Raw genomic sequence first — 16,013 nt, forward strand, 5'->3', positions numbered from 1 at the left:
CTTTATGCCCCCGTTGCTCGATGCCTGTTACCCGAGACTTTCGTTCTTGCCTTCGTGATGCCGGTCGCGCTGCCTGGTGAAGCGGCACGCCATCGCCGGCCTAAAAACATTCCACGCTGCCCGTTACACCCGACAACACGCCCACACAATCGCGCTTGGGCGCCGGATGAGCGGCATAACGCGCCCGCACCGGATGGACCGGCTCGAGCACCGGCGCCGAAGCCGGCACGTCGAGCAATGTGAGTTTGGTCGCGCCGTCGGTCGAGGGCGTCTGTTTGTCGACCTGGTTGCGCAGAACCAGCGACAGCGTGCCGACGCTGCGCGCGAGGTCGAGTTTCTCGGCCTGCTCGGGCGTCACTTCGAGCGTGACGGCGTTGACGACTTTCGGCGCCGTGTCGTCGCGGCTCACCTGCTGGGCCACCGCGAGGACGAGGATCTGTTCGAGCACGATCTTCGAAATGCTCTGCTGCGTGTCGGTCCCGCCGGGTTTCTGCGTATTCACGATCACGTCGACGTAGTTGCCCGGCAGCGCGAAACCGGCGACGCCGACCACGTCGTTCACGCGTACCGTTATCGCCCGGCGGCCCGAGCCGATCACTGCCGAGAGTCCGCCTTTCGTGCCGACCGGCGCGAGCTTCGACTCGAGTACCGGTTCGCCCGGCGCGAGACTCGTCAGCACCACGCGACCTTCCAGCCCCTTCTCGTCGGCAAAGGCGCCGGGCGGCACGCTGCCCGACGGCCAGTTGACGGTGCGGATGAGCGCGGGTGTCAGCGGCTCGCCGAGATTGACCACGCCCGCAGCCACGGCCACTGGCGTGACCGCGCTCGACGACGTCTGCAGCAGCCATCGCGAGGCCAGAACCACGGCAGCGAGGCCCGCCAGCATGGCGAACGCAAGCATGACTAAAGCGCGACGATTTTTCATGGCAACACTCCTGCATGGTTCATCAATACTTCCGGCATCGACCGGATGCCCGCGTTCGATACTCCTGCCCAACGTGGCCGCTGCCCATCGCAAACCACCTTCCCGCCTTCCCTGCGCGGCTAGAACGCCGCCGCGAACAGCACACCCAGCGTGCCGGCCGCCATTGCCACGCCATAGGGAATCGTTCCGACCGATTCGATTCCACTCGCAGCAACCTGCCGCGGCGCCAGGCGCCACACCGCCACGATCTGCCGTAGATTGCGAATGAGTTGCCGCAAGTGGCCGCGGCTCACCGCCAGCCCCAATGACCAGACCCCGCCGAGCAGAAAGGTGGCGAGGGCAATTCGGAAAGTCATCGCGGGGCCCACAAAGGCTCCGATCGTCAGCAGGAGCTTGACGTCGCCGGCGGCCATGCCGCGCAGCAGATAGAACGGCAACAGCAACGCGAAACCGCACGCGGCGCCCGAGAGCCACTCAAGTCCGCCATTCCACGGCCCGTGCAACCAGACCTGCACAGCGAATGCCGCTGCGAGGCCGATCGCGATGACGCGATTCGGAATCCGGCGCGCGGCGATATCCGTGCTGGCCGCCACGATCACCAGCACGATCACGCACAGCGGCACGGGTTGCGGTGGCAGGGGGGGCAGCGTCATGAGAGACCTCGTTTCGTCGCGGCTGATTTTTTTAAACCATGGCGGCAGCGATCCACATCCGCTACACACCGAATGGAGCTGGCCGGTTCGGACAGCCGGCGCGACATTCGCGTCCGACCGCAGAACCAGGCCCGGGATCGACGAACGAACCTCTCGCAGGCATCCGTTCGTCGGCGGCCGCCCTAGACCGATCCCGCGATATCGCTGAAAACCGCTTTGAGGTTCGTGCCGAGCGTGGTAACCGTCCCGATGATGACAAGAGCGATCAGCGCGGCGAGCAGACCATATTCGATGGCCGATACGCCGTCTTCGTCGCGAACAAAACGTGCTGCCTGGGCGATGAAATTCTTCATGACAGACTCCTTCGTATGTCTAAATAAAAACCCTTAACCAGGATTGGTTGGAGGGAACGTACTGCCGGCACTACGAAAACACTGGCGATCAGTCGTCAACAACGTGAAGGGTTGTCTGCGTGACGATTCTTTTCCGGTCCGGCTGCTGCTTCGAATCGTTCGGCCGTCACGTCTTCGACTTGCGCGTCCTTTTCATAGCAAGGGTGGGGCCAGCGACACGGAAAGGCCCGAAATATAAGGGACCAGCCTGATGGCTTGCGGCATGGATTTAACGTTCCCGCACAGATTGTCTCGCCTCCGCGACGTTTTTCGGTGTCGCCGGAACATGGCGAAATAGCCGGAGCACCGCGCCGGCTGTGGCTCTGAGGAATTTACTCAGGACATACCCTGATTCGACGCCTGCATCGAATCCCATGAAAACGGCTGCGCCTCGCGATGGGCACCTGCACAAACTGTCGCAGCCGTGAGACCGATATGCGCGCTTGCGCACATAGGCAGGTCCAGTTTCGTGTCGATGAGGGATTTTTGACCGCTCCTCAACGTGGCGCAGGAAAACGCCCTCTTGCAAGTCGATTAATTTTCCTCCAACAATGAGTGGACAGATAACGCGCAAACGTGATTCCTCACGCAGCGTTTTAGAGCAACGCTTAGGAATCTGAACAAACAATCCGAATGAGCGGATGAACCATGAGTTACATCCGGACATCACCGAGGCGGGGATCATGTACGTTTCACAGTCGGGCGCTTGCGGCAACGAACGCCGTGTTCGAAGTTTTCTCACTGCTGAGCGAGTGGTCGTGTACAGCATCGCGATGTTGGTGCTGTACATGCTGTTTCTGGCGGCCTGGGCATGGACGAGCAAGGGATTCACCACCGGCGATTTCACCAAACCGGGAATCGACTTTTCAGTTTTCTGGTCGGCTTCGTACGCGATGCTGCACGGCCCGGCGTGGCAGATCTACGACTACCGTTACTTCGAAAGAATCGAGGCGGCGCTATTCCAGCTTCCTCACGGCAGTTTTCTCCCGTGGCTGTACCCGCCGACCTTTCTGGTGCTCATCAAACCGCTCGCTCTCGTGCCGCCAGTCGTCGCCTATCTGACCTTTGTCGGCGTCAGCGTGCTCCTGTTCACTGTCGCCATGCTCAAGCTGTCCCGGCTCGCTACCGGCATGAGCAGCTCGCGTCTTGCCGCGCTATTCGTTGCTGCCTGTCCCTGCGTCTTCGTTGCGGCTGTTTTCGGACAAAACTCGCTTCTGACCGCCGCGCTGGCCGCGCTCGCTGTCCACTGGAGCTCGCGCCATCCGGTTCGCGCCGGTCTGTGTATCGGTCTGCTCGCCATCAAGCCGCAGATGGCCGTGCTGCTGCCCTTCGTATTGATCGCAGGGCGGTCGTGGCGCGCCTTTGGCGTCGCGGCATTGAGCGCGTCGCTGTTCGTCGCGCTTAGCGTACTGATCTGCGGTGCGAAGTCGCTGCACCTGTTCGTGCTCGGCACCGGGCTCGCCCGCGATCTCGTACTCGAACACTCCCGTCACTACTGGCTCGCCTCCCCGACCACGTTTGCGGCCCTACGCGAGGCAGGTGCGCCGCTCGCCGCGGCCTATGCAGCGCAAGCGGGCATAGCACTGATCGCCGTGACGGCCGCCTGTCTCATCTGGAAGTCCACACGCGACGCGCGCCTGCGCGGCGCGGTTCTGGCGGTCGCGACGTTGCTCGCGAACCCCTACGCATGGCACTACGAATTGGCCTGGCTTGGCATTGCCACCACCTGTCTCACGGCAATCGGCTTCGATACAACATGGAGACGCGGCGAGCAGGCGGTGCTGGTGCTTGCCTGGCTGCTGCCGGTCTATGAATTCTTCAATCGCCTGAGCGGCTTGCCGCAGATCGGACCGGTCGTCCTGCTATCGATGCTGCTGCTGATACTGCGCCGCGCGCGGATCGGCGACGAGGTGACGTCATGAACCTGAAATCGTCGCATGTGTTGCCGTCGGGTCGCCGGGTCGAGGCGGCCGGATCGGCGCATACGCGCTCGGCAAGCCGCGCTCACTGGCTCGACAGCCGACGCCTGTCGCTCTATTCGCTGGCGGCTCTCGCCTGCTACGCCGTTTTCCTCGCGGTCTATCTATACCGCGTGCTCTGGCAGCAGCGCGCCGATTTCCCGCCCCTGGCGATGGACTTCCTGCCGTTCTGGAGCGCGTCGTTCCTTGCGCAGCACGGGCACGCCGTCGACGCCTATAACCTCAAAGCGCTGACCGACGTCGAAATGAGCGCCGCGCCGTATTTCCGCACTATGGGCAGCATTCTGCCGTGGCTGTATCCGCCCAACTCGCTGCTGATCATGGCGCCGCTGGCTCTCCTGCCGTTTCAGGCGGCCGCCGTCGCCTTCATTGCCGGCACGTTCGCGCTGTTCGCCAAAGCCATTCACTCGATCGTGCCGCGCCGGCAGACCTTACTCGTCACATTGGCCTTCCCCGGTGTTGCACTGGTCGCGTTGATGGGACAGAACGGCCTGCTGACGGCGGCGCTGGCAGCGGTTGGACTGCTGGCGCTGCGACGCCGTCCGGCGATCGCGGGAATATGTTTCGGATTGCTTTGCATGAAACCGCATCTGGTGCTGCTCTTCCCGTTCGCCTTGCTTTGCGGCCGTTCATGGCGCGCGTTGCTGGCGTTCGCGCTCACAGCCGCATCGACGCTCGCGTTGGCGGCCCTGCTGTTCGGCCCGGGCACGTTCACCGCATTCGTGCACAACGCCGGCATGGCAGCCGGATTTGTCGAATCGGGACGCGCCGCCATGGCTCGGGTACCGACCGCCTTCGCGCTCGCGAAGCTCGCGCATGCCCCCGCGGCGTGGGCCTACGTGGCTCAGGCAGTCAGCGCCGTTCTGGCAATCGGCGCTGTCTGGTATGCGTGGCATCGGCCGTGCGCTTATGCGCTGCGCGCCGCGACCCTGATCTGCGCAAGCCTGCTCGTCAGTCCGTATCTGTACGACTACGACCTCGCCTGGTACGGCGTGCTGATTGCCTGGTATTGCAGCTACGGCATGGCCCACGGATGGCAGCGCGGGGAGCGCGAATGGCTGGTCGTTTTGTGGCTCGCGCCGCTGGCGGGGATGGTGGTCATAAGCCGTTTGCCGTTCCAGTTCCTACCGCTTCTCACGATGACGACGCTCGGCATGCTGGCGCGGCGTATCGCGGTCGAACGCAACCGTGCAATGCCAACGCATTGCACCAGATACAACCGATAAACAGGAAAAAAACGGGGAAATGCCATGTCAACTCATACCAGCAAACCATTGATCTCGCTTGTCGTGCCGTTCTACAACGAGCATCAGGCAATCGACCGGTTCTTCGCCGCCGTCGTGCCGATACTCGAATCGATCGAGGACACGCGTTTCGAAATCGTCTGCGTCAACGACGGCAGTAACGACGGCACGCTCGACAAGCTGGTCGCCGCCGCCATCCAGGACAAACGCGTCCGCGTGATCGACCTGACGCGCAACTTCGGCAAGGAAGCGGCCCTGACGGCCGGCATCGACGAAGCGGTCGGCGACGCCGTGATCCCGATCGACGCGGACCTGCAGGACCCGCCGAGCCTGATCCCGGTTATGGTGGAACACTGGCGCGCGGGCGCCGAGGTCGTGGCCGCCAAACGCACCAACCGGGCCTGCGATACCTTCGCCAAACGCACCGCGGCGGCGCTGTATTACCGCGTGCACAACGCACTCTCCGAGGTCAAGCTGCCTGAGAACGTCGGTGATTTTCGCCTGATCGACCGGCAGGTCGTCAACGCGCTGCGCAGCCTGCCGGAACGCCGGCGCTTCATGAAAGGCCTGTTCGCATGGGTCGGTTATCGAACCGTCATCGTCGAATACGAACGCGAGCCGCGCAGTGCGGGGCACTCGAAGTTCTCCGGATGGAAGCTGTGGAACTTCGCGCTGGAAGGCATTACGAGCTTTAGCACCGTGCCGTTGCGCAGTTGGACCTATATCGGCCTGTCGATTGCCACGCTGGCATTTTTCTATGGCGGCTTTATCGTCGGGCGCACGCTGTGGTCGGGCAATCCGGTTCCCGGTTACGCATCCACGATTTCGCTGATGCTGTTCATGGGTGGGATCGAACTGATCGGCATCGGCGTGGTGGGCGAATACGTCGGCCGGATCTACTACGAATCGAAAAAGCGCCCGGTCTATCTCGTGCGGCGCCGCTACCAGGAGAAGAGCAAAGTCACTGTGCTGCACCGCGAGCGGCACCCGGCACGCATACCCCATGCGCCACGCCCCGAAGTCGTGCGCAAACGCATGGCCGTCGGCGTGCGGGTCGTGACGGGCCGCCTCGATCAGCAAGCAGGTTAGAGGCCGGACTATCAACCACCTCACAGTGCAAGGAACTCATCATGTCACCTGACGCGTATCTGGAGATGGCCGAAACCGAAGCGGAACACTGGTGGTTCCGTGGCCGGCGCGACGTGTTGCGCAGCGTACTGCGCCGTCTGGCGCTACCCGCCGGAGCACGCGTGCTCGAAGTCGGTTCAGGGACGGGCGGCAACCTCGACATGCTGGCGGAATTCGGCAGGGTGAGCGGTCTCGAGATGGATGGCACGGCGCGCGCGCTCTGCTCGCAGAAAACCGGCGGCCGTTTCGACATCCGCGCAGGGCGCTGTCCGGAAGATGTCCCCTTCGGCATGGAGACTGGCGAACGCTTCGACCTGATCTGCTTCTTCGATTGTCTCGAACACATCGCCGACGACGTCGGCTCACTGGCACGCATGCAATCGTTGCTGGCGCCAGGCGGCGTGATCGTCGTGACGGTGCCGGCCTGCCCGCATCTGTGGAGCGCTCACGACGTCTATCTGCGGCACTTCCGCCGCTACAGCCGCGCTTCGCTGACGCAATGCGTCGCCGCGGCCGGTTACGAAATCGAGCGCGTGACGTATTTCAACTCGCTGCTGTTCCCCCTCGCGGTGGCCGCGCGATGGTTCGACCGCCTTTTCAGGCGCAGCAGATCGACGGGCGACGCCGTTCCGGCCCACCCGCTCAATGCCGCGCTTTATCGGCTGTTCAGTGCGGAGCGCCATTGGCTTGCGCACGCCGCGTTGCCGTACGGGGTGTCCTTGCTCGCGATCCTGCGCACACCACGGGAGAGCGCCGGTGAATAGCGCGGAACGAATCAAGCTACTGCGATTCGGCGTGTCCGGACTCTTTGCAACCGGGCTGCACGTCATGGTCGCCATGACGCTGATCGTGCGCGCCGGCACTGAACCGGCGTTGGCGAATGCGCTCGCTTTCGCCTGTTCGACAGGAAGCTCCTACCTCCTGAATACTTTCTGGAGTTTTTCGTCCGTTCCCGCGCTGGCGAATATCTGGCGTTTCGCCGTTGTTTCTCTGGGCGGCCTGACGCTGACTACGCTCGTCGCTCACGCCACGCAGATCGCCGGTGGTGGTCCGGCGTTGGGCATCGCGATGGTGGTCTGCGTGGTGCCGCCGGTTACGTTCATGGCGCACCGGTGGTGGACGTATCGGTGAAACCGAACGGAAACGGGCGGCGGAAATAGCCGAATCGGAGCCACCACGACGCAAACGGCAGGCGGAGCCGCCGCCGAACTGGCCGGCTGATCGCTGTTACTCGGCGATTGAAAAGCGCGCCGGGCGGCGTTGCGGCGCGCTGGTGGGGCGCTCCACGCGCGGGCTGGCGCCGCGGATGAAGAGAATCGCGCAGATAGCGACCATCGTCCAAATGCTGATAATTACGGTCAAGGCACTCATTACGGTCTTCAGAAGTTCGACACAGCGATTGATTCTGTCTGGCCTGACGGCCAATCAACGTGTCGTAGGTTGGTCGGTACCTTTGAGCAATAGCTCATCGATCAGGCACGTGGTCAATGCCAACTGCTTTTCGAGCGATACGCGCGCCAGTTCCGCGCCCACCGTGTCGCCACGCGCGACGGCGCTGTGGGTCTGCGTCGCGAGCCGCAACACAGCCTCCGATGCGAGGTGCAGGCCGCGCATCGTGCCCGCGTCGGAGTACGGCGCAGGATCTTTCCAGTCGGACATGGATACGTCCGGCAGAGCAACTTTGAACTGGTAACTCGGGTCGTGGCGGAAAGACATCTCAGGCTCCCTGCGCGATTGGCACGATGTCAGTGTGCGCCGACCACAGGGAGTCCAATCCGTTAAAAAGAAGCCAAATCTGGAGTTAATCCGCCGCCCTCGCGAAACAACGAGAAATTTGTTAAAAATGGGGCCGGGGCGCGATCTACGCTCAAGCCCGCATCGTCTCAGCCACGGCGGCTCATCTGCCATCTATTCCACTTCTTTGCGCCTGGTGCGCCGGGCCGTCCGATGCTCAGCCATTGCTCGCCTCGCCAGCGTACCCAAGGTGCGCATCTCTTTCTCCACGTCCGGGCTCCACGGACGGCCATAGTTAAGCCGGATGTGACGGCGAAATTCACGGCCGCGCGAAAAGATCGCACCGGGTGCTATCGCGATCTCGTGCGCTTCCGCCATTTCGAACAATCGCACTGCCTCTACGCCTTCCGGAAGCTGCACCCATAGAAAGAATCCGCCCGGCGGCCGGACCACCACGGTTCCCTTGGGGAAGTACCTTACGATCGCAGCGACCATCCGGGTCTGAAGGGACGCCAGTTCACGGCGCAGTTTGCGCAGAAGCCGGTCGTAGTCCCCATGCTCGAGATAGTCAGCAATGGCGCATTGCACGGGCACAGACGCGGGGCCCATCGTCAGCCAACGCGCGTGCTCGATTCTTGCGGCGTAGCGCCCCGCCGCTACCCAGCCGAGGCGCAGACCCGGCGCGAGGCTCTTCGAAAACGAACCGCAGTGCAGCACGAGACCGTCAGAATCGAAGCGCTTCGCCGGATAGGCCGGCGTCGAGCCAAAATGCAGTTCGCGGAACACGTCGTCCTCGATTAGCGGCACGCCATGTTTTGCCAGCAACCTGACGAGCGCCTCCTTCCGTTCATCGGAGAGCGTCGCGCCGGTCGGCTGGTGCAGCGTCGTCATAAACCAGCAGGCCCGTACCGGATGCTGCAGCAATGCCTGCGCCAATACACCGAGATCGAGGCCATGGTGCGGATCGACAGGGATTTCCACGACCTTCAGACGCAGGCGCTTAACCGCTTCTTGCACAGCATGGAAAGCAGGCCGTTCTATTGCGATGGTGTCGCCCGGTCGCGTGAGAACCTGCAGACACAGTATCAGTGCATCGAGCGCGCCACTCGTCACGACAACCTCTTCGACCGGGACCGTGACACCGGTGACAATGTAGCGAAGCGCGATCTGGCGACGCAGTTCTGCCTCCGCCTTTCCCGCCGACAACGCGTTGCGGGAACTCGCCATTCTCCGGGTTGCCGCAGTCAACGAGCGCGAAAGCCGGCCAAACGGGAACAGCAGGGAACTTGGCTCCGACGAGCCCAGTCCGGGATGCGCGCATCGCCGTTGAGCCTTCATGAAGCGGATAGTCACGCTGTCGCCATCAGCCTCGTCAATACTGCGCTTTGAAGCAATCGCCAGCGATTTCGTTGACGCAGGCCGACTTGCGACGAAATAACCCGAGCGAGGTCTCGCGACGATCAGGGCACGTCGTTCGAGGGTGTAGTAAGCATGGAAAACGGTTGAAGAGCTCACGCGGTACGCACTGCTCGCCTGACGCACCGACGGGAGCCGCGCGCCGGGTTCGAGCGTACCGTTCAGAATCAGGCTTTCGAACTCCACCGCCAGTTGCAGATAGCGCTTCATTAGTATGACATGCTAATTAAATGGAGCTGTCCCGCCCTGCTCCGGTCGCGAGTGGAACGCTTCATTCAGAAATATCGAACCCGCCAGCCGAGCACGGTTGCGGCTCCCCCCGGCTTTGAGGACGGGGCATTGGCGTTCTCGAGAAATACCTTCAGCCGGCTCGCGCCGAGCGCGCGGCTATAGAAGAACCCTTGACCAAACTCGGCACGGCTCGCCCGCGCGACGTTGTGGTGCGCCGAGTTCTCGATGCCTTCGACCACGACCACGGCGCCCATCTCATGGCCCATGCGCGTCAACGCATCGATCTGTCTGGCTCGCTCGTCGGGATTCATTCCGAGCACGTTCCTGTCGACCTTCACCATCTCAAAGGTCATCTCCGCCGGCAGTTCAGGTGCGACGTCAGTGGGACGCACGGCCGACAGGGCAAAGCGCACACCTCGATCACGCGCTTGCGACATCATGGGAACGAGACGTTTTTTAAACTTCCACGCGCTGGCCGCCTCGATCTTCAGAATGAGCGGCGGCAGACCGAGGGAGCCGACTTCGCCGAGGTGCGCGGTAAAGGCCGAACTTACCAGGTAAGAAGCTGGCGCGGTAATGCCCAGATAGAGCGATTTCGGAGCGCCGATTTCGCGCAACTCCTCAGCAGCACGCGTCAGAACGAAGCGCGTCATCGGTCCGATCAAACTACTGTTCTCGATGAACGCCATAAAGTGAGCCGGACCCAGAGCGCCGTACTTCTCGTTGTCCCAGCGCAATAGCGCTTCGACACCGACACATTGGGCTCGCCTCACGCCAACGACGGGTTGGTACTCAAGATGGAATTCGCCCCGACGCAGCCCCGCACGCGCCGCACGCAGGAGCGACTTGTCGTAGCGGAACCACCTTCTGAGAGCCCAGCCGGCAACAACGACCAGGACCGCCACCAGGACCGGCCACAATACAAAACCCACCAGGTTCCATGCCGGCGCGGACTGAGTAACAGTGGTCGCAGGAGGACTCGCCGGCGCGAGTGTGTCGGCGTCGATCGAATCCGGGTTCGGCCGCGTTTCGCAACCGGCGCCCAATGAGCAGTCAGGGACCGACGGTGCGGGTGGTTCCGGCGTCTGCTGCGTCCATTCGGCCCGCGACGTGGTACCGGCCACTGGGTCAGAGGCCGGAAGGCCGTCTTGTTCTGCCGCGTCCCGGTCGCCGATTCGCCACTGCAGTGCCCTCAGCAGCGACACAACGTTCGGCCCCGAACTGGCACTTGCAGCCGCCGTTTCAACGGCAACGTCACGTACGTCTTCCAGCGAATCGCAGCTATTCGTCGGTACAGACATCGGGCCCGCATCCGGTCCGGCGAGGGCCGCCGGAACAACGGGCAACTGCGCAATCGGCGCGCAGTCCGAGCCGAACCGAATCGGCGGCGCCGGTGGGCCTGCAAGCCAGTCCGTCAATTGTTCCCAGACGTTGCGTTCAGGCGTGAGAATGCGACTGGAACTGGTGTCGGCCGGCCCTGCCAGTGCAAGCGAGGTACACGTGCAGATGACCAGGACGACTGCCAACCCTTGTTCTGAGGCACAACGAAGCGCGACGAGGGCGCTGCGCCTGATCCTTGATACCGCAAACCCAAATGCCATTGATTGATCGCTAAAAGAAGTCGGCTTGAGAATCGTTAGCGGTCGGACCGCTATGCGTTGGCAAAACATCGAAAGATGAGGAACCGATCTGGCCCGCACTTTGCCAGCGTGTGTGCATCCGCAATAGAAGCAGATGGCAAAAGAAATGCCGTATCAGATGGAAAGTGGCTATCTTCTAAAGAGGGGCGCTGGTGGATTCGATCCGACGCCGGCTATGGTGCGTTCTGCGAGGAGTACACGTTGAAACGGTACGAGCGGTTAGCCGACCAACTCAGCGAACTCATCAAGCGCGGTGATCTGCCACCCGGCGCGCGTATTCCCTCGGTTCGCGCAGCCTGCAAGGCGTGGGACGTGAGCCCCGCGACGGTATTTCGCGCCTACTATCTGCTCGAGAGCCAGGGTTTGATCAGGGCCCGCCCGCGTTCAGGCTATTTCGTGTCTCCCGGTTCCATGGAAATACCGAAAGCGAGTCCCGCGACCCCGCCGGGTGCCAACTCGAAGACCGTCAATGTCAGCCACCTGGTCTTTGAGGTTCTCAAGACGATCAGGCAGGCCGACACCGTCCCACTTGGATCGGCGTTTCTGAGTCCTGCGCTGTTTCCGATGGCGCGCGTCGGAAAGTCATGCGCGACGGTCAATCGTTCGATGCACCCCGCCTGCATGGTTGACGGACTGCCGCCGGGGCACGAAGGATTGCGCCAGCAGATTTCGTTGCGATATCTGATGGCCGGGATGACGGTGCCCGTCGACGAGATCATCATTACGAGCGGCGCACTCGACGCGCTGACGCTAAGCGCCCAGTTGCTCGCCGCTCCCGGCGATGTGATCGTGATCGAAAAGCCGACCTTCTACGCAGCGCTGCAGGCTATCGAGCGTCTGAGGTTAAACGTCGTGGAGATTCCGGTCGACCCGGTGGAGGGGCATGATCTGGATGCCCTCGCGCAAGCGCTGCAGCACCATCCGGTTCGCGCCTGCTGGCTCATGACCTCATTCCACAATCCGACCGGGGTGACCCTGGACGATTCCAGGAAGCGGGCACTGGTCGACCTACTCGCCAGACACGAGGTGCCGCTCATCGAGGATGACGTCTACAACGAGCTGCATTTTGGCCCGCAGCCGGTGCGTCCGGCTAAATTCTTCGATCGGAAAGGTCTTGTCATACATTGTGGTTCGTTCTCGAAGTGCCTTGCGCCCGGGTACCGGATCGGCTGGGCGGCAGCCGGAAGATTCGCGGCTGGGCTGGAACGTGCGAAATGGATGACAACCCTATCGGCCAGCATGCCGGCGCAGCGCGCCATCGCCGACTATCTGGAGCACGGCGGATACGAACGTTTCCTGCACAAACTCCGTCGCGAGCTGGCCCTTCAGCAATCGCAGATGCTCGACGCGATCGGCCGGTACTTCCCGGCCGATACGATGGCAACGAGGTCTGACGGCGGCTATTTCACGTGGGTGGCGCTGCCGGATCGCGTAGACGCGATACAGCTCTTCCGAACTGCGCTCGATAGCGGGATCAGCATCGCGCCCGGACCTATCTTCTCGGCGGACGGCGGCTTTCGACATCATGTGCGTCTGAACTATGGCTATCCGTGGTCGGCACGGTTCGATAAAGCGCTTGCGACATTAGGCGCGCTGTGCGCTGATGAATCGCGTTGCGGCGCCTGGCTGGCCGGTCCGGTTCAGCCGGCGTGACAGGGATATCGCTCTCGACCGTTCATCACGGCCGGTGGATCGTGAAACCCGATTTTGCGGGCGTCAACCAGCAAGCCACCACTCGCGCGCTACCTACGATCCTGTGGGGCGCGCCGCATCGTCGATAAAACCCTTCAGCATCGCAAGCGTGTCCGCTTCGTCGATAGGCTTGTCGACGCGCCAGCGCAGCATGCGCGGGAATCGCACCGCAACGCCGGACTTATGCCGCGCACTGGCCTGGATGCCCTCGAAGCCGATTTCGAATACCAGCGTCGGCCGCACGCTGCGCACCGGTCCGAACTTCTCGATCGTCGTCTTGCGCACGATCGCATCGACCTGGCGCATTTCTTCGTCCGTCAGGCCCGAATAGGCCTTGGCAAAAGGTACAAGCGTGCGCACGCCGTCCGCTTCATCCCAAACCGCGAAGGTAAAGTCGGTGTACAGGCTGGCACGGCGACCGTGGCCGCGTTGCGCGTAGACCAGCACGGCGTCCACCGCATAGGGCTCGATCTTCCATTTCCACCACGTACCCGACGCTTTGGTACGGCCCACACCGTACATCGACTCGCGCTCCTTGAGCATCAATCCTTCGACACCGCGCGCACGGCTTTCTTCGCGCAACGCGCCCAACTCCCGCCAATCCGCACCGGAGACGAGCGGCGAAACGCGCAAGAGGTCACGCGCGAGCGTGCTGTCGAGCGATGCCGCCAGCGCATCGAGTTGCGCGCGCCGCCCGGCAAGCGGCGTCATGCGCAGATCTTCGCCGGCGGCTTCGAGCAGGTCGTAAGCGAGCAACGCGGCGGGCGAATCCGCGAGTATTTTTTTCGTCAACGTCTTGCGCGCAATTCGAGGTTGGAGACGCGCGAACGGCAACGGCGCAACGGCGCCCGGCTCCCACGCAAGAATTTCCCCGTCGATGACGAAGCCATCGGGCAAGGCCTCACCCAACGCGGCCACCTCGGGAAAGCGCTCTGTGATCAGGTCCTCGCCACGCGACCATAACCACACCCTTCCGCCGCGCTTGACGAGTTGCGCACGAATGCCGTCCCACTTCCATTCGATCAGCCATTGCGACGGATCGCCAAGCGTCTCCGGATCGGCCTGCAACGGATGCGCGAGAAAGAACGGATACGGCAAGCCGAGATCGCTGTCGTGCCGCGCGACCGCTTGCTGCGTATCCTCGGCCGGCGCCTCCGGCGCAATCAGACGCAGATAGCGCGCCGCGTCGGGCTTCTGCTGCGAGTCGGTCCATCCGACCATGCGCTGTGCAATCCGTTTGTGATCCACGCCCGCGATTTCCGCAAGCGCTCTGACCACCAGTTGCCGTGCCACGCCGACGCGAAAGCCGCCGCCTATCAGCTTGGTCAGCAAAAAGCGGCCGCTCCAGTCGAGTTCGTCCCAGTAGCCGAAAAGACGCGTGCGCAATTCTTCCGGCGCGAGACCGCGCAAAAGCAGCACGCGTTGCTCGATCCATTGTGTGAGCCCGAGTTCGGAACTGCGTTGCGCGGGCGGCAGGATATGAGCGATCGTTTCGGCAAGATCGCCCACTGCCTGGTAGGACTCCTCGAATAACCATGCGGGCAAGCCCGCACGTTCACATGCGAATTCGGTCAGCAGGCGCGTCGGCACCGATTGACGCGGTTTGCCGCCTGCCAGAAAGTACGACGCCCACGCAGCGTCTTCCGGCGCGGCCACGGCGAAATAAGTCGTGAGCGCCTCGAGCTTGTCACGCGTGGACGTGGTTGCATCGAGCGCGGTGTAGAGAGCGGCGAAACGCTTCATGAACGGCTCGCCGTATCGCTGGCTTCGTGCGGCTGTGCTTCGCCGTGCTCCGCATTTTCAACGCTTTCAGCGCGTGTTGGAGGCGCTGCCTCGTCAGCGCCCAAGGCATCGGCTTCCACCGTATCGTCGCCGTATTGCGTCGCGAATGCGCCTGCTTCGAGCCCTTGCTCGCGAAGCCAGCGGACCATCGGTTCGACTGAACCATGCGTGACGATCACGCGCCGCGCGCCGGTTTCGTGAATCGCGGTTTGCAGCGCGGGCCAGTCCGCGTGATCCGAGAGGATGAAGCCACGGTCGACGCCGCGTCGGCGGCGCGCGCCGCGCAAACGCATCCAGCCCGACGCGAACGCGTCGCTATAGTCGCCGAAACGCCGCAGCCACGCGCTGCCCTGCGCTGAGGGCGGCGCGACGATCAGCGCCTGCCTGAAGGCCGCCTTGTCTTTCTGCGCGACTTCACTGACGAGCCTCGTCGGCGGCAGACGAACGCCCGCGTCGCGGTATGCACGATTCAGCGGTTCGACCGCGCCGTGACAGAAGATCGGACCGATGCCCGCGTCGACGCTCGCCAGCACGCGCTGCGCCTTGCCGAACGAGTAGCAGAACAGCACGGACGCTCGTCCTTCGGCGGCATTGTGACGCCACCATGAAGCCACGCCGTCGAACACGCTTTGCGGCGCGTCCCACCGGTATATAGGCAGACCGAACGTGGATTCCGTAATGAAGGTGTCGCAACGTACGGGCTCGAATGCGTCGCAGGTCGGATCGGGGTCGAGCTTGTAATCGCCGGACGCCACCCATACCTGTCCGCGGTGCTCGATGCGCACTTGCGCGGAACCCAATACGTGCCCGGCCGGATGCAGCGAAACCGTCACGCCGTTTATGTCCAGCCTTTCACCGTATGCGAGAGTCTGCAGCGAAATATCGGGCAAGCGCGACAGCAGCACGCTCGCGCCCCTTTGTGCAGCCAGATAGTGACGATGTCCGAAACGGGCGTGATCCGAATGCGCATGCGTGATGACCGCACGCGCAACCGGCTGCCACGGGTCGATATAGAAATCGCCCACCGCGCAATACAGGCCTTCTCGCCGCGCGACCACGAGGTCCGCGCGATCGGTGTTTTCTGGTAAGCCCAATGTCGGTTCCGGATCCATTTCACTCCTGAAGCAAGTCGTATTCCTGGCACTAACCGCCGTCGTGGCGAATTTCTTGCTTGAATGCTTTCTCGAGCGCACCGGC

14 protein-coding genes are annotated in these 16,013 nt (G+C 62.8%); 6 read left to right on the forward strand and 8 right to left on the reverse strand.

Features of this window, described 5'->3' with window-relative positions; genetic code table 11:
* Nucleotides 1-100: 100 nt before the first annotated feature.
* The 3 genes from cpaB to HWX91_RS10840 form a co-directional block, all read right to left on the reverse strand.
* Nucleotides 101-925, reverse strand: coding sequence for a Flp pilus assembly protein CpaB (cpaB, locus tag HWX91_RS10830; RefSeq protein WP_028198395.1), 825 nt, complete (start codon nucleotides 923-925; stop codon nucleotides 101-103).
* A gap of 119 nt (nucleotides 926-1,044) precedes the next feature.
* The gene (locus HWX91_RS10835) at nucleotides 1,045-1,578 is read right to left on the reverse strand and encodes an A24 family peptidase (protein ID WP_028198396.1); all 534 of its coding nucleotides are present in this window, start codon (nucleotides 1,576-1,578) and stop codon (nucleotides 1,045-1,047) included.
* Between the two features lie 182 nt (nucleotides 1,579-1,760).
* Entirely contained in the window at nucleotides 1,761-1,931 is a 171-nt protein-coding gene (locus HWX91_RS10840) for a Flp family type IVb pilin (protein WP_028198397.1), read from the reverse strand.
* 680 nt (nucleotides 1,932-2,611) lie between these two features.
* On the opposite strand from HWX91_RS10840, the gene HWX91_RS10845 reads away from it, so the two are divergent.
* Genes HWX91_RS10845 through HWX91_RS10865 form a run of 5 tightly spaced genes read left to right on the forward strand, consistent with a single transcriptional unit; the run spans nucleotide 2,612 to nucleotide 7,452 of the window.
* Nucleotides 2,612-3,892: a glycosyltransferase family 87 protein gene (locus HWX91_RS10845; protein ID WP_375792410.1), complete on the forward strand. Its 1,281-nt coding sequence runs from the start codon at nucleotides 2,612-2,614 to the stop codon at nucleotides 3,890-3,892.
* The gene (locus HWX91_RS10850; protein ID WP_051743302.1) at nucleotides 3,889-5,175 is read left to right on the forward strand and encodes a glycosyltransferase family 87 protein; all 1,287 of its coding nucleotides are present in this window, start codon (nucleotides 3,889-3,891) and stop codon (nucleotides 5,173-5,175) included. The genes HWX91_RS10845 and HWX91_RS10850 overlap by 4 nt, the downstream gene beginning before the upstream one ends.
* A 24-nt stretch (nucleotides 5,176-5,199) precedes the next feature.
* Complete coding sequence (locus HWX91_RS10855) at nucleotides 5,200-6,282, forward strand: glycosyltransferase family 2 protein (RefSeq protein WP_028198399.1); 1,083 nt, start codon at nucleotides 5,200-5,202, stop codon at nucleotides 6,280-6,282.
* 41 nt (nucleotides 6,283-6,323) lie between these two features.
* Nucleotides 6,324-7,085, forward strand: coding sequence for a class I SAM-dependent methyltransferase (locus HWX91_RS10860; RefSeq protein WP_028198400.1), 762 nt, complete (start codon nucleotides 6,324-6,326; stop codon nucleotides 7,083-7,085).
* Entirely contained in the window at nucleotides 7,078-7,452 is a 375-nt protein-coding gene (locus HWX91_RS10865) for a GtrA family protein (protein WP_028198401.1), read from the forward strand. Before HWX91_RS10860 ends, HWX91_RS10865 begins: the two co-directional genes overlap by 8 nt.
* A gap of 294 nt (nucleotides 7,453-7,746) precedes the next feature.
* Here the strand turns inward: HWX91_RS10865 and HWX91_RS10870 are convergent, their stop codons facing one another.
* The 3 genes from HWX91_RS10870 to HWX91_RS10880 all read right to left on the reverse strand — a co-directional run bounded on the left by HWX91_RS10870 (nucleotide 7,747) and on the right by HWX91_RS10880 (nucleotide 11,228).
* Entirely contained in the window at nucleotides 7,747-7,980 is a 234-nt protein-coding gene (locus tag HWX91_RS10870) for a hypothetical protein (RefSeq protein ID WP_375792409.1), read from the reverse strand.
* A 249-nt stretch (nucleotides 7,981-8,229) separates the two neighbouring features.
* Nucleotides 8,230-9,681, reverse strand: a complete 1,452-nt coding sequence (locus tag HWX91_RS10875; protein WP_028198403.1) for an aminotransferase-like domain-containing protein — start codon at nucleotides 9,679-9,681, stop codon at nucleotides 8,230-8,232.
* Between the two features lie 65 nt (nucleotides 9,682-9,746).
* Nucleotides 9,747-11,228: an EAL domain-containing protein gene (locus HWX91_RS10880; RefSeq protein WP_244144039.1), complete on the reverse strand. Its 1,482-nt coding sequence runs from the start codon at nucleotides 11,226-11,228 to the stop codon at nucleotides 9,747-9,749.
* A 315-nt stretch (nucleotides 11,229-11,543) separates the two neighbouring features.
* Between HWX91_RS10880 and HWX91_RS10885 the strand changes: the two genes are divergently transcribed.
* On the forward strand, nucleotides 11,544-12,995 hold the full coding sequence (locus HWX91_RS10885; RefSeq protein ID WP_028198405.1) for an aminotransferase-like domain-containing protein: 1,452 nt from the start codon (nucleotides 11,544-11,546) through the stop codon (nucleotides 12,993-12,995).
* Nucleotides 12,996-13,088: 93 nt separating this feature from the next.
* On the opposite strand, the gene HWX91_RS10890 is transcribed toward HWX91_RS10885, so the two are convergent.
* Nucleotides 13,089-14,777 carry an ATP-dependent DNA ligase gene (locus tag HWX91_RS10890; RefSeq protein WP_028198406.1) on the reverse strand — a complete coding sequence of 563 codons (1,689 nt, stop codon included), beginning with the start codon at nucleotides 14,775-14,777 and terminating at the stop codon, nucleotides 13,089-13,091.
* Nucleotides 14,774-15,928, reverse strand: coding sequence for a ligase-associated DNA damage response exonuclease (locus tag HWX91_RS10895; protein WP_028198407.1), 1,155 nt, complete (start codon nucleotides 15,926-15,928; stop codon nucleotides 14,774-14,776). The genes HWX91_RS10890 and HWX91_RS10895 overlap by 4 nt, the downstream gene beginning before the upstream one ends.
* Nucleotides 15,929-16,013 lie beyond the last annotated feature (85 nt).

Source organism: Paraburkholderia fungorum, assembly GCF_902833645.1.
Lineage (GTDB): Bacteria > Pseudomonadota > Gammaproteobacteria > Burkholderiales > Burkholderiaceae > Paraburkholderia > Paraburkholderia fungorum.